The following is a 17,818-nucleotide window of genomic DNA, read 5'->3' on the forward strand; positions in this document are numbered from 1 at the left end:
GGCTTTGTGGTGGTGGATGAGGACGTCTGCATCGGCTGTCGCTACTGCCATATGGCCTGCCCGTACGGTGCGCCGCAGTATAACGCCGCCAAAGGCCACATGACCAAATGCGACGGCTGTCATGACCGCGTTGCCGACGGCAAAAAACCGATCTGCGTCGAGTCCTGCCCGCTGCGCGCGCTGGACTTTGGCCCGATAGAAGAGCTGCGGAAGAAACATGGCACGCTGGCGGCCGTTGCGCCGCTGCCGGGCGCGCACTTCACCAGACCGAACATTGTGATTAAACCCAACGCCAACAGCCGCCCGACCGGGGATACCACGGGTTATCTGGCAAATCCGAAGGAGGTATAAAATGGGAAATGGATGGCATGAATGGCCGCTGGTGCTGTTTACGGTGTTCGGTCAATGCGTTGTCGGCGCATTGATTGTCAGCGGTCTGGGCTGGTTTGCGGCGAAAGACGATGCGGCCAGCAGACGGCGTATTGTGCGCGGTATGTTCTTTTTATGGGTCGTCATAGGGCTGGGTTTTCTGGCGTCGATCATGCACCTCGGCTCGCCGTTCCGCGCGTTTAACTCGCTTAACCGGGTAGGCGCTTCCGCGCTGAGTAATGAAATTGCCGCTGGCTCTGTCTTTTTTGCCGTAGGCGGTTTCTGGTGGCTGGTGGCTGTGCTCGGCAAAATGCCGGAAGCACTGGGCAAAATCTGGCTGCTGGTCAGCATGGTACTCGGGGTGGTATTTGTCTGGGCAATGACGCGAGTCTATCAGATCGATACCGTTCCTACCTGGTATAATGGCTACACGACGCTGGCATTCTTCCTGACGGTGTTCCTGAGCGGGCCGCTATTTGCGGCGCTGATATTGCGCGCCGCGCGCGCCAGATTCAACGGCACGACGTTCGCAAGCATCAGCGTGCTGGCGCTGTTAGTCTGCGTGGCCGTAATCATCATGCAAGGCATGTCGCTTGGGGCAATCCACAGCTCCGTGCAACAGGCGAGCGCGCTGGTTCCAGACTATGGCCGCTTACAGGTCTGGCGCGTAGTGCTGCTTGCTGCCGGGCTGGGTTGCTGGATATGCCCGTTAGTACGCCGCAAAGAACCGCATGTCGTCGGATTGTTGCTGGGGTTAATCCTGGTGCTTGGCGGCGAAATCATAGGTCGCGGATTGTTTTACGGCCTGCATATGACCGTCGGAATGGCCATTGCAGGTTAACTTACGCGTGCGGGGAAACCCGCACCTTTCAGGATGGTTTCATGACTTCTTTTTCACAACGTGACGATTTTTCTATGGCTGCACGCGTGCTGGGCGCGTTGTTTTATTATGCGCCAGACAGTACCGAAGCCGCCCCGTTGGTTTCAGCGTTAAAAACCGACGGCTGGCAGGCGCAGTGGCCACTTTCACCGGAGGTTCTGGCGCCGATTGCGGCGGTTTTTCAGGCCGACATCGAGGAGCCGCTCCCGCAAGCCTGGCAACGTCTGTTTGTCGGTCCCTGGGCGCTTCCGTCGCCTCCCTGGGGATCGGTCTGGCTGGACCGTGAAAGCGTGTTGTTTGGCGAGTCTACGCTGGCATTACGCCAGTGGATGCGGGACAACGGCATCCAGTTTGAGATCCAGCAAAATGAACCGGAAGATCATTTTGGTTCCCTGCTGCTGTTGGCTGCCTGGCTTGCGGAAAATGGTCGTCATAGCGAATGCGAACAATTGCTGGCCTGGCATCTGTTGCCGTGGTCTGCGCGCTTCCTGGCGGTTTTCATCGAAGGCGCAAACCATCCATTTTACCAGGCGGCAGGTGAGCTGGCACAGCAAACGCTGGCGCAGTGGCAGTCTCAGTTGCTGATCCCTGTCGCCGTAAAACCGCTGTTTCGCTAATGCTTTTTCAGGCAGGGCGCGCCCTGCCTTTATCGTCAAAAACCGGTTGTTTCCCCTTCCCGATAAGTGACAACGTCACTTTAACTTTCCATTTTTAAGACAATTCTTCACATTCGCGCACATCCTTAGCCCTGTAAGGGCAAATGAGCAACGGGCATGCATAGCCTGCTAATTTAAATACCTGTCTCGCTGGAATCCTTCCCGACGTGTTGCTATAGCTCAAAACACCCTGCCGCTACATGGCATAACAACACGCAACGTCTCTTTCGTTGCCATAACGCATGCAAACAGGGAGACACACCGCAATGCACACTTTTACGTTAAAACGCGTGCTCGGGTTTACTGGCGCGATCGCTCTTGTGCTGGCGCTGCTGGTTTGGGGAGTGGGTCTGGAAACCATTAAAGCGCGTCAGGTTGATCTGCTTTATTTGGGCAAACAGCATTTACTCCTCGTCTTTACCTCCATGTTCTTCGCCTTAGTTATCGGTATTCCCAGCGGCATTTTACTGAGCCGTCCGGCAGCCAAAGGATTCGCCGAATACGTAATGCAGCTCTTTAATGTAGGCAATACTCTGCCGCCTCTGGCCGTACTGGCACTGGCGATGGTGATTATCGGCATTGGCGACGTTCCGGCGATTTTCGCGCTGTTCCTCGCCTCGCTTCTTCCTGTCGTGCGCAATACCTACGCCGGGCTTTGTTCTGTTCCCGCCTCCCTGATTGAAGCCGCAAACGGCATCGGTATGACGAAATGGCAGCGTCTGCGTCAGGTTGAGCTGCCCAATGCCTGGCCGGTGATGCTTGCAGGGATTCGGATCGCGACGGCGATTAATGTGGGTACGGCCCCGCTGGCGTTCCTGATTGGGGCCAGCAGCTACGGCGAGCTGATTTTCCCCGGCATTTACCTCAATGACTTCCCGACGCTGATTCTGGGCGCAACGGCAACCGCTCTGGTGGCGCTGATTCTCGACAGCCTGCTTGCCCTGCTTGGCCGCATCCTCAGTCCGCATACGGCCTGATACAACGATAAGAATAAGGAGCGCTGAATGACATTAAAAAAACATCTGCTGGGATGGCTTGCCGCCGCGTTGCTCGTTACCGGACAGGCTCAGGCGGCCCCGTTGATCCTTGCAACCAAAGGTTTTACCGAACAACACATCCTTTCCGCCATGACCGTGCAGTACCTGCAAAAAAAGGGTTTTCAGGTTCAGCCGCGCACCAACATTGCGGCGGTGATTTCACGTAATGCCATGGTGAATAAGCAGATTGATATCACCTGGGAATACACCGGCACGTCCCTGATCATTTTTAACCACATTGATAAACGGATGAGCCCGCAGGAATCCTACGATACCGTCAAACGCCTGGATGCGAAGCTCGGACTGGTATGGCTAAACCCGGCGAATATGAATAACACCTACGCGTTCGCCATGCAGCGCAAACTCGCCGAAGCAGAGAACATCAACACCCTGTCGGAAATGGTGGCGAAAATCGAACACATCCGCCAGACCGACCCTGACAATAACTGGATGTTAGGTCTCGACCTTGAGTTTTCCGGGCGCAGCGACGGGATGAAGCCGTTGCAGGATGCCTACCAGATGCAGCTTGACCGTCCGCAGATTCGGCAAATGGACCCGGGTCTGGTCTATAACGCCGTGCGCGATGGCTTTGTGGACGCCGGTCTGGTGTACACCACGGATGGCCGGGTGAAGGGTTTTGACCTCAAGGTGCTGGAAGATGATAAAGGCTTCTTCCCAGGTTACGCTGTCACGCCTGTCGTCCGTAAAGAGATACTGGATGCTCATCCGGGGCTGGATGATGCGCTGAATACCCTTTCCGGGCTGCTCAATAACGACGTCATCTCGACGCTTAATGCGCAGGTCGACATCGATCACCAGTCACCCCAGCAGGTTGCGCGCACATTCCTGCAACAAAAAGGTCTGCTGTAAGGAGCGCTTATGGATACGATTCATTACATGATGGATAACGCGGGTTATCTGACGAGCCTCACTCTTCAGCATTTGTGGCTGGTTGCGCTGGCCGTCGGTCTGGCGATTATCATTGGCGTGCCGCTGGGCATTCTGATTGTTCGTCATAAATGGCTGGCTACGCCGGTGTTAGGGGCGGCGACGCTGCTGCTCACTATCCCGTCCATCGCATTATTTGGTTTGATGATCCCGCTGTTTTCGCTGATCGGTCAGGGGATTGGCGCCCTTCCCGCAATTACCGCCGTTTTTCTTTACTCGCTGCTGCCGATTGTGCGCAACACGCACACCGCGCTCGACAGTTTACCGCCGGGCTTGCGCGAAGCGGGACGCGGAATTGGCATGACGTTCTGGCAGCGTCTGCGCTGGGTAGAAATTCCGATGGCCCTGCCGGTGATTTTTGGCGGGATTCGCACTGCCGTCGTCATGAATATCGGCGTGATGGCCATCGCCGCCGTTATTGGCGCTGGCGGCCTGGGGTTACTGTTACTGAACGGCATCGGCGGGAGTGACATCCGCATGTTAATCGCCGGTGCGCTGATGATTTGTCTGTTGGCCATTGTGCTCGACTGGTTGCTGCATCGCCTGCAAGTCGTACTGACACCTAAGGGGATACGATAATGATAAAACTGGAAAACCTCACCAAACGCTTTTCACAGAAGAACGGCCAACCGCTTAACGCCGTTGATAACATCAATCTGAACGTGCCGGAAGGTGAAATGTGCGTGCTGCTTGGGCCGTCAGGCTGCGGCAAGACCACCACCCTGAAGATGATCAACCGGCTGATCGCGCCCAGCAGCGGCAATATTTTCATTAACGGACAAAACACCAGTGCGATGGATACCGTCACGCTACGGCGCAACATTGGCTACGTGATCCAGCAAATTGGCCTGTTTCCCAACATGACCATCGAAGAGAACATCACGGTTGTCCCGCGTATGCTGGGCTGGGATAAAACCCGCTGCAAACGTCGTGCGGAAGAGTTAATGGACATGGTGGCAATGGATGCGAAAAAGTTTCTGCATCGCTACCCGAAAGAGATGTCTGGCGGTCAACAACAGCGCATCGGCGTGATCCGCGCGCTGGCGGCCGATCCCCCGGTACTGTTGATGGATGAACCTTTCGGTGCGGTGGACCCGATTAACCGCGAGGTGATTCAGAATCAGTTTCTTGATATGCAGCGGGCGCTGAAAAAGACGGTGATGCTGGTCAGCCATGATATTGATGAAGCGCTGAAACTGGGCGACAGGATTGCCGTATTCCGCCAGGGCCGCATTATACAGTGCGCCAGCCCGGATGAATTGCTGGCAAAACCGGCGAATGAATTCGTCGGCTCATTTGTCGGTCAGGATCGTACGCTAAAACGTCTTCTGCTGGTTTCGGCGGGCGACGTAACCGACCAACAACCCACCCTGACCGCCCGCACCGCCACCTCGCTGGCAGAGGCGTTCGGCATCATGGACGATAATGATATTCGCGCGATCACCGTTGTCGACAGCGACGGCAAGCCGCTTGGCTTTGTGAAGCGTCGTGAAGCCAGGAACGCCAACGGCACCTGCGCGGATATAATCCACCCGTTTCGCGTCACCGGAAAAGCGGAAGACAACCTGCGTATTGTGCTGTCGAAACTGTACGAGAGTAACACCAGCTGGATGCCCATTGTCGATGAGGAAGGACGCTATAACGGCGAAATCTCGCAGGATTACATTGCCGATTATCTCAGTTCAGGCCGCACCCGTCGGGCGCTGAATATTCACGAAAGTAGCTAAACGCCGGATGGCAGCTACGCTTTACCTAGCCTACGGAGCACATTCTTGTCGGGCCGGTAAGCGAAGCGCCATCGGGCAGTTCCCCCTGCGCACGCAGTGCTTTTGCGTCCCGCGCTGTTTACCCGCAAAATAGACACTCCTGAAAATGCCTGTGTGGTCTGCCCATGCACCGCCTACATACATACCCTGACCTGCGAGCGATGTTTCGCCGCCTGTTAATCGCGACAATAATTGGCATCCTTGCCGCACTGGCGGTAGCCGGGTTTCGTCACGCCATGCTGGTGCTGGAATGGCTTTTTTTACGTAACGATACGGGAAGCCTGGTGAATGCCGCGACAAACCTTTCTCCCTGGCGACGACTGATCACCCCCGCCGTGGGCGGCCTCGCGGCAGGTGCGCTGCTCTGGGGCTGGCAGAAAATGAATCAACAACGCCCCCATGCCCCCACCGACTACATGGAAGCCCTGCAAACAGATGGGCAATTCGATTACGGGGCAAGTCTGGTGAAGTCCCTTGCTTCGCTGCTGGTCGTCGCCAGCGGTAGCGCCATCGGGCGCGAAGGGGCCATGATCTTACTGGCAGCGCTGGCGGCATCCTGTTTTGCTCAGCGTTGCACCCCGCGTGAAGAGTGGAAATTGTGGATCGCCTGCGGCGCTGCGGCAGGGATGGCCAGCGCGTATCACGCCCCGCTGGCGGGCAGCCTCTTTATCGCGGAAATCCTGTTTGGCACGCTGATGCTGGCGTCGCTGGGCCCCGTTGTGATTTCCGCCGTCGTGGCATTACTGACCACCCATTTGCTCAGCGGCGGTAATGCCCTGCTCTATACGGTTCACCTGTCACTGGATTTACATGTGCGGGAATATGCGATGATTATCAGCACCGGGCTGGTGGCTGGCGTCTGCGGACCGCTGTTTATGTGGTTAATGACCACCACTCATAACGGTTTTATTCGGCTGAAATTATCGCCTCCGTGGCAACTGGCGCTGGGCGGATTCATCGTTGGCTTACTATCCCTGCTGACGCCGGCCGTCTGGGGAAATGGCTACAGCGTCGTGCAGTCATTTTTGCTCTCCCCGCCGCTGCTCTCCGTGATCGCCGGGATCTTCATCTGCAAATTACTCGCCGTACTCGCCAGCAGCGGTTCCGGTGCGCCCGGCGGCGTCTTTACCCCCACGCTGTTCATCGGCTTGTCGATTGGTATGTTATACGGTCGGATGTGGGGATTCTGGCTTCCGGGAGCGGATGAGATGGCAATATTGCTGGGATTAACAGGAATGGCGACGCTGCTGGCGGCAACAACACACGCGCCGATGATGTCGACGCTGATGATCTGTGAAATGACCGGGGAGTATCGACTACTCCCCGGATTACTGATTGCCTGCGTAGTGGCGTCGGTCTTATCGCGAACGTTACGCGAGGACTCGGTCTACCGACAGCACACTGCCGAGCATTGACAGACGGATATATTGCCCCAGCTCGCGTTGTTCGGCACGCGGCAAATAAGGCAGTTCGCCAATCAGCGGCGCAGGCAGTTTTTTGCTTAACACATCAATGATTTCGGCATAATGCGCCAGTCCGGGATTGATGCGGTTCGCCACCCAGCCGATCAGCGGTAATCCGTCATTGGCGATAGCCTGTGCGGTCAGCAGCGCATGGTTAATGCAGCCTTCCTGAATCCCCACCACCATCAACACCGGTAACTGCTCCTGCACGACCCATTCAGATAACGGACGCAGGTCGTTCATCAGGCTGCGCCAGCCGCCGGTGCCTTCCACCACGACGTGGTCAACCTTTTCGCTCAGGCTGGCAAGCCCGTTAGATAACAGGGTGTAATTGATCGGACAGCTATGCGCCACGCTGCTTTCGTCTTCGCTCAGCGCAATCGGATTGATCGCCTCATAAGGCAGCTCAATAGAAGAGACGCTCTGCAACACCAGCGCATCTTTATTGCGCATGCCTTCCGGCGTCTCTTTGCTGCCTTTCGCAACGGGTTTATAACCTGCGACGCTTTTGTTCCCTGACGCTAACGCTTGTAGTAATGCGCGGGAAACCACTGTCTTCCCAACAGAAGTGTCTGTACCTGTAATAAAGAAACGCTTCAGCATCACTAACTCCACCGTTATGCTTCGAAAATATAAGCCAGGAAAATAATACAGTGGAGAAAGTCTAAGGTATGACAATCGCGATCAGCTTGCGTTAGCGCAAATTTTCGTACGACAGTTAAAAAATGTTAACCCTGTAATAGACGAATCAACAAAGAACCGTTATACATCGCGTCTTTTACCAGTGCGGCGCCCGCCATCGTCCCTTGATTGGAAAACTGCGTGCTTTCGACGGCGATATGTTTGCTATACGCCGGCAGCGCCTGTTGACGGATGCTGTCCGCAATTGCCGGAAAAAGGATTTCCGCCGCTTTGCTCAGCGGCGAACCGATCAGAATTTTTTGCGGATTAAATAAATTCACCATGATCGCCAGAATGCGGCCAACATGCATCCCGACGCCGCTAATGATATCTTTCGCCAGCAAATCCCCCTGCACCGCCGCCTGGCACAGCGAATCCACCGTCAGCGGCTGCCCATGCAGCGAAGAACTCATTGACTGATTGAGTCGCAGCTGCGCCAGTTCAAGCACGCTGTCCACGCTGGCGATCGTTTCCAGACAGCCGTGGTTCCCGCAGTAACAACGTTTACCGTAGGGGTCGACCTGCGTATGGCCGATCTCCACCAGGCTGCTGCTGCCCGCATGCAGTAAGTGGCCGTCGGTAATCACGCCAGCCCCAACGTTGTGATCAATCACCACCTGAATAACATCACGCGCGCCGCGCGATGCGCCAAAAAGCGCCTCGGCCATCGTCCAGGCGCTGATATCATGCTGAATGTAGACCGGTACGCCGGTGTGGTGTTCGAGGGTTTCCCCCAGCGGCATCTCTTTGACATCGTCGTAAAACGGCATGCGGTGCACAATGCCATTCTCAGTATCAATAATACCGGGTAAGGTGATGGCGATAGAGGTCAGGCGTTCGAGTTTTTGCTGGTGACGGATAAAAAACTGATCGACCATAAAAATGATGCGTTCAAGCAGCGGAGTCTCAGAAACCAGCGGTAGCTCAAGGCACTCCTCCACCACCAGCTTGCTGCTCAGGTCACGCAGGGCGAGAAAAATCTCGCCACGGCTGATACGAATAGACAAATAGTGCCAGGCCTCGGTTTCCACCACCAGCCCGACCGCCGGGCGACCACGGCTTCCCGCCTCTTTGATCTCCAGCTCCTGAACTAAATGCGCTTCGAGCATTTCGCGAACAATTTTAGTGATACTGGCAGGCGCCAGTTGCGCCAGACGAGAAAGATCAATTCGCGACACGGGGCCCAGCTGATCAATCAGGCGATATACCGCGCCAGCATTGGTCTGCTTGATTTGATCGATATGCCCTGGCTGACTATCAGCAACCACCTCTGACTCCCTTTATTTTCGCGCTCCGAAATAATCTGTGGGCTATGGTGAATGACTTCAATAGTTGTCGTCAACTTTTTACTTAGCCGTGTGATTTACTGCACATTTTCATCCCTTTTTAAACTAAATTAAGCGCGCTTTGCGGCCGTTAAAAGTTGATGGCGAAATCGTTGCGCAGCGTGACTTTGTTCATGATGTTTCGGCCATACCAGCCACATTTCCGACACGGCGTCCGCTTCGGCAATGGGCACCCAACGCATTTCATCAAGCTGTACCCGCTTAAACGAGGCGGGCAGGATCGACACCCCCAGTCCTGCGGCTACCAGCCCGATAATTGTCATCGCCTCTCCAACCTCCTGAGTGATCGCCGGAGTGAGATGGTAACGGCGCATCAGGCCGAGAATATCGTCATACAACCCCGTTCCGACATGCGGATCAAAAAAAACAAACGGTTCTTTCGCCAGCTCCGCCAGCGTCACGACCGGCTTTTGCGCCAGCGGATGTTCACGGGGGATCATCGCCAGCAACGGTTCATGCAGAATCACTTCCCAGTCCAGCGTATCCGGCAATGAGGTATTGCGCAGTAACCCCATATCCAGCGCGCCTTCATTAAGCGGCGCAATCTGCTCGCGGGTGTTCATTTCACGGGTCTGCATATGCACATCCGGGTAGTCCTGGCGAAACAGAGACAGCGTATCCGAGACGGCTTTGATAAACGGCGCGGATGAGGTGAAGCCAATGCGCAGCTCGCCGGTCTCCCCCTGATGCAAGCGTTCCGCGCGGGCGGCGGCCTCATTCACCAGCCCAAGGATCTGCCGACTGTCTGCCAGAAACTGCTTACCCGCCGCCGTCAGCGCAACGCTCCGGTTGGTTCGCGCCAGCAGCCGCGCGCCAATCTGCTGTTCAAGGGTCTGGATCTGCTGGCTTAGCGGGGGTTGAGAGATGTTCAGCCGCGCAGCCGCCCGGCCAAAATGCAACTCTTCCGCAACTGCCACAAAGTAACGTAGATGACGAAGTTCAATATTCATATTTTATAAATATTATTTGAGATTATTAATATATTAGACAGAATATTTTGATTTTCCTACTCTTAGCACTGAGGTCATACCCGTCACCATAATCACGGGGATGTTGAGCAAGGATTTCAAGTGAGTCGTATTACTGCTGTCGACACCGCAACGGCGAGCGATGTTGATGAACACATTATTTCCCAGCCGGTTCAATATATAAAACGTGGTACATCCCAGTTTATGCGCGTTACGCTGGCGCTATTCTCCGCCGGGCTGGCGACGTTCGCCCTTCTCTATTGCGTACAACCGATACTGCCTGTGCTGTCCCATGAATTTGGCGTCTCTCCCGCCAGCAGCAGTATCTCGCTTTCCATCTCCACCGGCATGTTAGCCATCGGGCTGCTGTTTACCGGCCCGTTGTCCGACGCGATCGGCCGCAAACCTGTAATGGTGACGGCGCTGCTGCTGGCCTCCTGCTGTACGCTGCTTTCCACCATGATGACCAGCTGGCATGGCATTTTAATCATGCGCGCGCTGATTGGCCTGTCGTTGAGCGGCGTCGCTGCGGTAGGCATGACCTATTTAAGTGAAGAGATCCATCCCAGTTTCGTCGCCTTCTCAATGGGGTTGTACATTAGCGGCAACTCGATTGGCGGCATGAGCGGGCGTCTGATCAGCGGCGTATTTACTGACTTTTTTAACTGGCGCATCGCACTGGCGGCGATCGGCTGTTTCGCGCTGGCGTCCGCATTGATGTTCTGGAAAATCTTGCCGGAATCCCGCCATTTCCGACCGACCTCATTACGCCCCAAAACGCTGTTCATCAACTTCCGCCTTCACTGGCGCGACAGGGGTCTGCCGCTGTTATTCGCAGAAGGCTTTTTGTTAATGGGGTCGTTTGTCACGCTATTTAACTATATCGGCTATCGGTTGATGCTTTCGCCCTGGGAACTCAGCCAGGCTATCGTGGGGCTTTTATCGGTGGCTTACCTGACGGGCACCTGGAGCTCGCCTAAAGCAGGCGCCATGACGACGCGTTATGGTCGCGGCCCGGTGATGTTGTTCTCAACCGGCGTGATGTTGTTCGGGCTATTAATGACGCTGTTCACGTCGCTATGGCTGATTTTTGCCGGAATGCTGCTCTTCTCCGCCGGATTCTTTGCCGCGCATTCGGTGGCAAGCAGCTGGATTGGCCCACGCGCGAAACGCGCCAAAGGCCAGGCATCTTCCCTGTATCTCTTCAGCTATTACCTGGGTTCCAGCATTGCCGGGACGTTAGGCGGGGTATTCTGGCACAGCTATGGCTGGAACGGTGTGGGCGGGTTTATCGCGCTGATGCTGCTTCTGGCGCTGCTGGTTGGCTCCCGCCTGCATCATCGTCTGCACGTTTGATAAAGAGAAGGCCCGGGTCGAGCCCGGGCATTCTTTACAGCTCAACCAGCGCTTTGGATTACCACAATCCCAGGATGGAAGAAGCCCCCATCAATTCCCTGACGGCATCCAGTGCCAGAAGAGCAAAGATAACCCAGATAATTGGATTCATCATGCTGTGTGTATTTATTTTTATTGTTGAGGTTTGACTTTACCCCGCGCGATACCCAAAAGCGAGACCGGAAGATAAAACTACCTGTAATGGTGGGCAACACTGACGATATCGCTTCCGAATGCCGTAAATATCACCCGGAGGATAATAAGACCTGAACGCCATATTGTATCCCGATCACCGTCGCATTCATTAATATATGCAGGGTAACAGGCATTAATAACCCTTTAGATTTGACTCTGGCGACAATAAGCACCTGCGATATTAAAAATAACATCAATAATGTTCTGATATCGGCGTACTGCGTATGCATCAGCGCAAACAGCGTTGAAACGACAAGCGACGTCGCCCACACCTTATCATTGAACCAGTACTGAAAGGCGTTGAACAGACACCCTCTGAAGACGATTTCCTCGTAGACCGGGACGAGGAAAATCAGTGACAGGTTGGTCAGCCAGAAAGCGTAGTTATGCAATGAAACCTGCGTCATAACCCACGCTTCTGTTTTTCTCATCCCCAACATAGCAGGTAAAAGAAACTGGATGATCAGAATGGCGCCAAACAAAATAACAAACCACTTTGCACTCAATGTGCCTTTTCCCAGACCGTCTCTTTTTCTAAAAAAGAGATAATACAGCGGGACCAGAATAAGAAACTCCAGCACAAACATCAGCGGTAAAAGTAACCCACTTTCCATTAATTGCGCACTGCGGGTAAAAAACAGTGGCGTAAATGTAATACCAAACATCAGCATAAACATAGAAAAGCAGCCTGACACTGCTTTTGTCCTGACAATATAGGCGTTATTGATTTCCTGTTGCATCCCTGTTCCCTGTTAATATTTCACCAGTGTGCTTCACGACACCGCTATTTATGATAAGAAGTATCATTATCACTTACAACCTACCAACATTTCTGCCATCGTTGCCATCAGCGCATAAACATGTATGAATCAGGGTAAACTCCTCACATTCGCAGAACACGACGGGAACACAACAATGTCCAACAAGAGCCACTACCAACAACTCACCCGCACTTTCCAGCGCCTCTCCCGCTTTTCGCATCTCTCCGCTATCGCCAGTTGGGATATGTTCACCATGATGCCTCCCGGTGGAAGCACCGCGCGAGGCGAAGCGCTGGCCGAGCTGAACGTGCTGGAACATCAGTTATTGACTGACCCGAAGGTTGCGCAGTGGATAGCCGCCGCCGGGCAGGAAGATTTGAACGATGTTGAGCAGGCGAACCTGCGTGAAATGGCGAGGCGGCACCATCAGGCGGCCCTGCTGCCTGAGTCACTGGTGGAGGCGAAATCGCTGGCGGGGAGCCGGTGTGAACACGCATGGCGGAGTCAGCGTCCGGCGAATGACTGGCAAGGATTTGCGCAGAATCTGAAAGAGGTTGTGAAATACAGCCGTGAAGAGGCAAAACTTCGCGCCGAAGCTAAAGGATGTTCGCCCTACGATGCCCTGCTGGATATTTTTGAGCCCGATATGACCAGCGCCCAACTGGATGTTCTGTTTGCGGATGTCAAAACCTGGCTTCCCGATCTGTTAAACCGCGCGGTGTCAAAACAGTCGCATCAGCCACTGATTGCGCCGGTCGGCCCGTTCCCGACGGCGCTACAGCGTGAACTGGGACTGGAAACCATGTCGCAGTTAGGGTTTGATTTTAACGCCGGTCGGCTGGACATCAGCGCCCACCCGTTCTGCGGCGGCGTGCCGGAAGATGTGCGCATCACCACGCGCTATGATGAAAATGAATTACTCAGCGCGCTCTTTGGCGTGATCCACGAAACGGGGCACGCCCGCTATGAACAGAATCTGCCCCACGCCTGGCAGGGTCAGCCGATCGCATTTGCCCGCTCCACGGCCATCCATGAATCCCAGAGCCTGTTTTTCGAGATGCAACTGGGTCGCAGCGCTGCGTTCCTCAAACGGCTCATTCCCGCCGTTAAACGTCATTTTGGCGATCAGCCCGCTTTTGAAGAAGCGAATTTCATTGCCTGGAATCAGCGGGTGAAACCGGGCTTTATCCGCGTGGATGCCGACGAAGTGAGTTATCCTGCCCATGTTATCTTGCGCTATGACATTGAACAGGCGCTGATTAACGGCGACATCGAAGTGGATGATATTCCCGCACTGTGGGATGAAAAAATGCAGGCCTGGCTGGGGCTGTCAACCGCGGGAGATTACCGTAACGGCTGTATGCAGGACATCCACTGGACCGACGGCGGCTTTGGCTACTTCCCGTCTTATACGCTGGGCGCCATGTATGCCGCACAGCTGTTTAGTGCCGCTCATAGCGCATTGCCGGATCTGCATAATCAGATTGCGCAAGGCGATCTCAGCGCCTTGTTTGACTGGCTGCGACAAAATATCTGGCAGCACGGCAGTCGCTTTACTACCGCGCAGCTGATCGCTCAGGCCACCGGAGAACCGTTGAGCAGCCGTTACTTCCGGGCGCATCTGGAATCACGCTATTTGTCATGATGTCTCTTATTTGCCCGGTAGCGTCAATCTGCCGGGCCGGTTGTACATACCGTTACACGCCGATACCAATGACTCACGGAAGCCCTCGATTTACAGCGATATAGTGATTTCACCGGCCCCGCAGTGGGGTTGAATAAAAAACCAAATCGAGGGTATCAGAATGAAAAAAGTATTAGCTCTGGTTGTTGCCGCTGCTATGGGTCTGTCTTCTGCTGCATTTGCTGCTGAAACGGCAACGTCCACGACGGCTCCGGCTGCGGCACCCGCTAAAACCGCACCGGCAAAAACCACGCATCACAAAAAACACCACAAAGCAGCAGCGACTCAGAAAGCGCCTGAACAAAAAGCGCAGGCAGCGAAAAAACACACCAAAAAAGCGGTAAAACATACTGCGGCTAAACCGGCAGCTAAACCGGCGGCATAAGGCACTGGCGAGTTCTATGGCGCTCCCCCGCGCCATAACACACGGCGCTAAATCATCGGGTTTAGCGCCGTTTCTTCGGAGGGTTAACGTGTTTCGTTACCGCTTTGAGTTGATTCTCACCATGCTTATATTATGCGCCCTTATTGCCACGCATTTTTATATTTCCTGAGTGTAGTTATCTGATTTTACTCCCACTTTCCTGCCGTCACGTCTATAGTATTCACTGAGGGTTTGCTTTTAATAATCATAATTACCCACACAGAGTGTGATATGCATAAAACCATTGCGGTATTACTGGGCGTAATTTGTCTTTCCCCTGTTGTTGCTCATGCGGATGAGGCTGATACCACCACGGATACCCGTGAAGCCAAAACGTTATTTTTTGACCATGACGATCGGGTCAAGGTTGAAGATCCGACGCAGTCGCCGTGGGACGCTATTGGTCAACTGGAAACCGCCAGCGGCAACCTGTGTACCGCCACGCTCATTTCATCTCATCTGGCGCTCACCGCCGGACACTGCTTGTTAACGCCGCCGAAAGGGAAGCCAGATAAAGCCGTGGCTTTGCGTTTCGTATCGCAAAAAGGTCTCTGGCGTTATGAAATTCACGGTATTGAAGGTCGGGTCGATCCGTCGCTGGGAAAGCGCTTAAAGCCTGATGGCGATGGCTGGATTGTCCCTCCGGCCGCCGCGCCGTGGGATTTTGGTTTGATTGTGTTGCGTTATCCGCCGTCCGGCATTACTCCACTGCCCTTATTTGAAGGCGATAAAGCCGCGCTAACCGCTGCCCTGAAAACCGCCGACCGCAAAGTGACGCAGTCAGGTTACCCGGAAGATCATCTTGATACGCTTTACTCGCATCAGGATTGCCTGATTACCGGCTGGGCGCAAAACGCGGTGCTCTCTCACCAGTGCGACACGCTGCCCGGCGACAGCGGTTCTCCGTTAATGCTGCATACCGACGCTGGCTGGCAGTTGATTGGCGTACAAAGTTCCGCTCCAGCGGCAAAAGATCGCTGGCGGGCTGACAACCGCGCGATTTCCGTCACCGGCTTTCGCGACAAGCTGGAAGCGCTGGCTCAGGAATAGATGATGGTTCCCGTGCGCTGCCCGCCGTAACGGGCAGCATAGCTGTCAGGCCAGTTTTATCATGATCATGCCGATAAGCAGCAATACCACGCCTATCCAGCCTTTGTTGTTCAGACGCTGTCCAAAAAGCACCCACCCGGCTGCCAGCGTGGCGGCGATACCAAATCCGCCCCACAACGCATATGCCACCGAAAGATCAATGCCTTTCACCGCCTGAGAGAGCGCGCTGAAGGCCGCCAGCACCGCGGCCAGCGACAGAATGCCATAGAACTTGCGACGAAAGCCGTCAGAAAACTTCAGGAACACGTTAGCGACGATTTCCAGAACGATCGCCATCGCCAGCCACGCGGCATGAACCCACTCAAACTGCGGCATGCGTCGCCTCCTTCGCGGCGTTTACTGGCTTGCGCGTACCCGATTTGATCAGCGCAATCCCGAATACCAGCGTAACCAGACCCGCAATTTTCATGGCCGATAAGGCTTCGTCAAATAACAGCACGCTAAACAGCGTAATAAATAAAATACCGATGCCTTCCCACAAGGCATACGCCACGCCAAGCGCAATTTTTTTTACGGCAAAAGAGAGAAAAATATACGACAGCGTAATCATGACCAGCATTAAAATAAAACCCGTGTTGCCATTGCTTACGCTTGCCCATTTCATCGACAGCGTTCCGGTAATTTCAGCCGCAATGGCAAGGGCTAATAAAATCCAGTAAAACATGGTGCTTCTCCTGCTTGAGAATATAGTCCTTCGGGCCTGCTGCATGCAGCAAACCAAAAAATAAAATGAATTAGCCAGGCGCGTAACGCCAGCTCAGGCAGAAGTAAGGGACTAAAGCGCGTTGCGCCAGTGCTGCTCACCAGCAAGCAGGAAAGAGGAAGAAGTGCGAAGAAGTACGGTCTGTGTAGAAAAAAACGTCCTGAACATATTGTCCATAATATTACAATTATCCGCAGTGTTGCTTCTCATCATCGCGGATGAAAATTGTCCTCGGTAGTTAAACACGTCTGATTTGTACCACAGCCTTAGAATTAACTCAAAACCTTTTCACTTCTTTACCCGCGCCGTTTGATTTTTGTTAGCACAGCCCGACAAAAATCACATTATTATAAAGAGTAAGAACAAAAATTCAGGAATTATCATGGCAAAACCGATCATCACGCTTAACGGCCTGAAACTCGTAATCATGCTGGGAATGCTGGTCATCATTCTCACCGGTATTCGCTTCGCTGCCGATATTATTGTGCCGTTTATTCTGGCGTTATTTATTGCGGTGGTACTGAGTCCGCTGGTGCAGCGCATGGTCAGGCTCCGCATCCCGCGGGTTTTGGCCGTATCGATACTGATCGGGATTATCGTGATGGGCATGGTGTTGCTGCTGGCCTATCTCGGCACATCGCTAAATGAGTTAGCCCGCACGCTGCCGCAATACCGCTCATCATTGGTTGTGCCGCTGAAAAACATTGAACCGTGGCTACAGCGCCTGGGCATCGGCGTCTCGGTGGATGAGCTGGTGAAATATATCGACCCTAACGCCGCCATGACGCTGGTGACGAATTTGCTGGCGCAGCTGTCTAACGCCATGTCATCCATTTTCCTGCTCTTGTTAACCGTGGTCTTTATGCTGCTGGAAGTTCCGCAATTGCCCGGTAAACTCCAGCAGATGATGGCCAGGCCGGTTGAAGGTATGGCCGCGATTCAGCGCGCAATCGACAGCGTGTCGCATTATCTGGTGCTGAAAACGGCGATCAGCATTATCACGGGCGTTGTGGTCTGGGGAATGCTGGCGCTGCTGGAAGTTCGTTTCGCATTCGTTTGGGGACTGTTGGCTTTCGCACTTAACTATATCCCCAATATTGGCTCGGTTCTGGCCGCAATCCCGCCTATTGCGCAGGTTCTGGTGTTCAGCGGTCTTTATGACGCGCTGGTGGTGCTGACGGGGTATCTGATTATCAATCTGGTGTTCGGGAATATCCTTGAGCCCCGCATCATGGGGCGTGGATTGGGCCTTTCCACGCTGGTGGTTTTTCTCTCCCTGATCTTCTGGGGGTGGTTATTAGGCCCTGTCGGCATGCTGCTTTCCGTGCCGTTGACGATCATCGTTAAAATCGCGCTGGAGCAAACCTCCGGCGGGCAAAGCATTGCCGTCCTGCTCAGTGATTTGAATAAAACCTGATCTCTTCAGATGCAA

Annotated in this window: 22 protein-coding genes; 14 read left to right on the forward strand and 8 right to left on the reverse strand. The window is 54.2% G+C overall.

The features are described 5' to 3' along the window. From OGW17_RS09275 to clcB, 8 genes are all read left to right on the forward strand, one after another. Positions 1-351: 4Fe-4S dicluster domain-containing protein (locus OGW17_RS09275; protein ID WP_286452172.1), on the forward strand; the 351-nt coding region annotated here is incomplete at its 5' end. Between the two features lies 1 nt (position 352). Further along, on the forward strand, positions 353-1,210 hold the full coding sequence (locus OGW17_RS09280; RefSeq protein ID WP_071258152.1) for a dimethyl sulfoxide reductase anchor subunit family protein: 858 nt from the start codon (positions 353-355) through the stop codon (positions 1,208-1,210). Positions 1,211-1,251: 41 nt separating this feature from the next. After that, the gene (dmsD, locus tag OGW17_RS09285) at positions 1,252-1,866 is read left to right on the forward strand and encodes a Tat proofreading chaperone DmsD (RefSeq protein ID WP_024130349.1); all 615 of its coding nucleotides are present in this window, start codon (positions 1,252-1,254) and stop codon (positions 1,864-1,866) included. 305 nt (positions 1,867-2,171) lie between these two features. Next, positions 2,172-2,882 (forward strand): osmoprotectant ABC transporter permease OsmY, encoded by a 711-nt coding sequence (gene osmY, locus OGW17_RS09290; RefSeq protein WP_012132459.1) that lies wholly within the window; start codon positions 2,172-2,174, stop codon positions 2,880-2,882. A gap of 27 nt (positions 2,883-2,909) precedes the next feature. Then, entirely contained in the window at positions 2,910-3,812 is a 903-nt protein-coding gene (gene osmX / locus OGW17_RS09295) for an osmoprotectant ABC transporter substrate-binding protein OsmX (RefSeq protein ID WP_071258153.1), read from the forward strand. 9 nt (positions 3,813-3,821) lie between these two features. Beyond that, a complete protein-coding gene (osmW, locus tag OGW17_RS09300) occupies positions 3,822-4,469 on the forward strand; it encodes an osmoprotectant ABC transporter permease OsmW (protein ID WP_012132461.1) in 648 nt (215 codons plus the stop codon). Continuing rightward, positions 4,469-5,617 (forward strand): osmoprotectant ABC transporter ATP-binding protein OsmV, encoded by a 1,149-nt coding sequence (osmV, locus tag OGW17_RS09305; protein WP_047457187.1) that lies wholly within the window; start codon positions 4,469-4,471, stop codon positions 5,615-5,617. Before osmW ends, osmV begins: the two co-directional genes overlap by 1 nt. 164 nt (positions 5,618-5,781) lie before the next feature. Continuing rightward, positions 5,782-7,071, forward strand: a complete 1,290-nt coding sequence (gene clcB, locus OGW17_RS09310) for a voltage-gated ClC-type chloride channel ClcB (RefSeq protein ID WP_048902388.1) — start codon at positions 5,782-5,784, stop codon at positions 7,069-7,071. On the opposite strand, the gene bioD is transcribed toward clcB, so the two are convergent. The 3 genes from bioD to ynfL form a co-directional block, all read right to left on the reverse strand. After that, the gene (gene bioD / locus OGW17_RS09315) at positions 7,027-7,722 is read right to left on the reverse strand and encodes a dethiobiotin synthase (RefSeq protein ID WP_024130350.1); all 696 of its coding nucleotides are present in this window, start codon (positions 7,720-7,722) and stop codon (positions 7,027-7,029) included. The genes clcB and bioD overlap by 45 nt on opposite strands. A 125-nt stretch (positions 7,723-7,847) precedes the next feature. After that, positions 7,848-9,068 carry a sugar metabolism global transcriptional regulator Mlc gene (gene mlc, locus OGW17_RS09320; protein WP_012132466.1) on the reverse strand — a complete coding sequence of 407 codons (1,221 nt, stop codon included), beginning with the start codon at positions 9,066-9,068 and terminating at the stop codon, positions 7,848-7,850. 128 nt (positions 9,069-9,196) lie between these two features. Continuing rightward, positions 9,197-10,096, reverse strand: coding sequence for a multidrug efflux transcriptional activator YnfL/SxtR(Kp) (gene ynfL, locus OGW17_RS09325; protein ID WP_012132468.1), 900 nt, complete (start codon positions 10,094-10,096; stop codon positions 9,197-9,199). 120 nt (positions 10,097-10,216) lie between these two features. Between ynfL and ynfM the strand changes: the two genes are divergently transcribed. Continuing rightward, positions 10,217-11,470, forward strand: a complete 1,254-nt coding sequence (ynfM, locus tag OGW17_RS09330; RefSeq protein ID WP_012132469.1) for a multidrug efflux MFS transporter YnfM/SxtP(Kp) — start codon at positions 10,217-10,219, stop codon at positions 11,468-11,470. Positions 11,471-11,528: 58 nt separating this feature from the next. Here ynfM and OGW17_RS09335 read toward each other — a convergent pair whose 3' ends face one another. Both OGW17_RS09335 and OGW17_RS09340 read right to left on the reverse strand, forming a co-directional pair. Beyond that, the gene (locus OGW17_RS09335) at positions 11,529-11,624 is read right to left on the reverse strand and encodes a KPN_01571 family protein (RefSeq protein ID WP_233609019.1); all 96 of its coding nucleotides are present in this window, start codon (positions 11,622-11,624) and stop codon (positions 11,529-11,531) included. 130 nt (positions 11,625-11,754) lie between these two features. Continuing rightward, entirely contained in the window at positions 11,755-12,444 is a 690-nt protein-coding gene (locus OGW17_RS09340; protein WP_058669085.1) for a CPBP family intramembrane glutamic endopeptidase, read from the reverse strand. A gap of 175 nt (positions 12,445-12,619) precedes the next feature. Here OGW17_RS09340 and OGW17_RS09345 point away from each other — a divergent pair, with 175 nt between their 5' ends. From OGW17_RS09345 to OGW17_RS09355, 4 genes are all read left to right on the forward strand, one after another. Beyond that, entirely contained in the window at positions 12,620-14,110 is a 1,491-nt protein-coding gene (locus OGW17_RS09345) for a carboxypeptidase M32 (protein ID WP_047457202.1), read from the forward strand. Positions 14,111-14,270: 160 nt separating this feature from the next. Next, on the forward strand, positions 14,271-14,534 hold the full coding sequence (asr, locus tag OGW17_RS09350; RefSeq protein WP_047457204.1) for an acid resistance repetitive basic protein Asr: 264 nt from the start codon (positions 14,271-14,273) through the stop codon (positions 14,532-14,534). Between the two features lie 88 nt (positions 14,535-14,622). After that, a complete protein-coding gene (gene ydgU / locus OGW17_RS21650) occupies positions 14,623-14,703 on the forward strand; it encodes a small membrane protein YdgU (RefSeq protein ID WP_455549893.1) in 81 nt (26 codons plus the stop codon). Positions 14,704-14,804: 101 nt separating this feature from the next. Further along, positions 14,805-15,623 (forward strand): trypsin-like serine peptidase, encoded by an 819-nt coding sequence (locus OGW17_RS09355; RefSeq protein WP_047457207.1) that lies wholly within the window; start codon positions 14,805-14,807, stop codon positions 15,621-15,623. A 45-nt stretch (positions 15,624-15,668) separates the two neighbouring features. Here OGW17_RS09355 and mdtI read toward each other — a convergent pair whose 3' ends face one another. From mdtI to OGW17_RS21655, 3 genes are all read right to left on the reverse strand, one after another. Then, positions 15,669-15,998: a multidrug/spermidine efflux SMR transporter subunit MdtI gene (gene mdtI, locus OGW17_RS09360; RefSeq protein ID WP_071258154.1), complete on the reverse strand. Its 330-nt coding sequence runs from the start codon at positions 15,996-15,998 to the stop codon at positions 15,669-15,671. Beyond that, positions 15,985-16,347, reverse strand: coding sequence for a multidrug/spermidine efflux SMR transporter subunit MdtJ (gene mdtJ, locus OGW17_RS09365; protein ID WP_012132479.1), 363 nt, complete (start codon positions 16,345-16,347; stop codon positions 15,985-15,987). Before mdtJ ends, mdtI begins: the two co-directional genes overlap by 14 nt. A 111-nt stretch (positions 16,348-16,458) precedes the next feature. After that, entirely contained in the window at positions 16,459-16,632 is a 174-nt protein-coding gene (locus tag OGW17_RS21655; protein WP_081353174.1) for a protein YdgV, read from the reverse strand. A gap of 136 nt (positions 16,633-16,768) precedes the next feature. On the opposite strand from OGW17_RS21655, the gene OGW17_RS09370 reads away from it, so the two are divergent. Beyond that, positions 16,769-17,803, forward strand: a complete 1,035-nt coding sequence (locus OGW17_RS09370) for an AI-2E family transporter (protein WP_047457210.1) — start codon at positions 16,769-16,771, stop codon at positions 17,801-17,803. Positions 17,804-17,818: the final 15 nt, after the last annotated feature.

Origin of the sequence: Citrobacter sp. CK181, assembly GCF_030333595.1 — a bacterium.
GTDB lineage: Bacteria > Pseudomonadota > Gammaproteobacteria > Enterobacterales > Enterobacteriaceae > Citrobacter_B > Citrobacter_B koseri.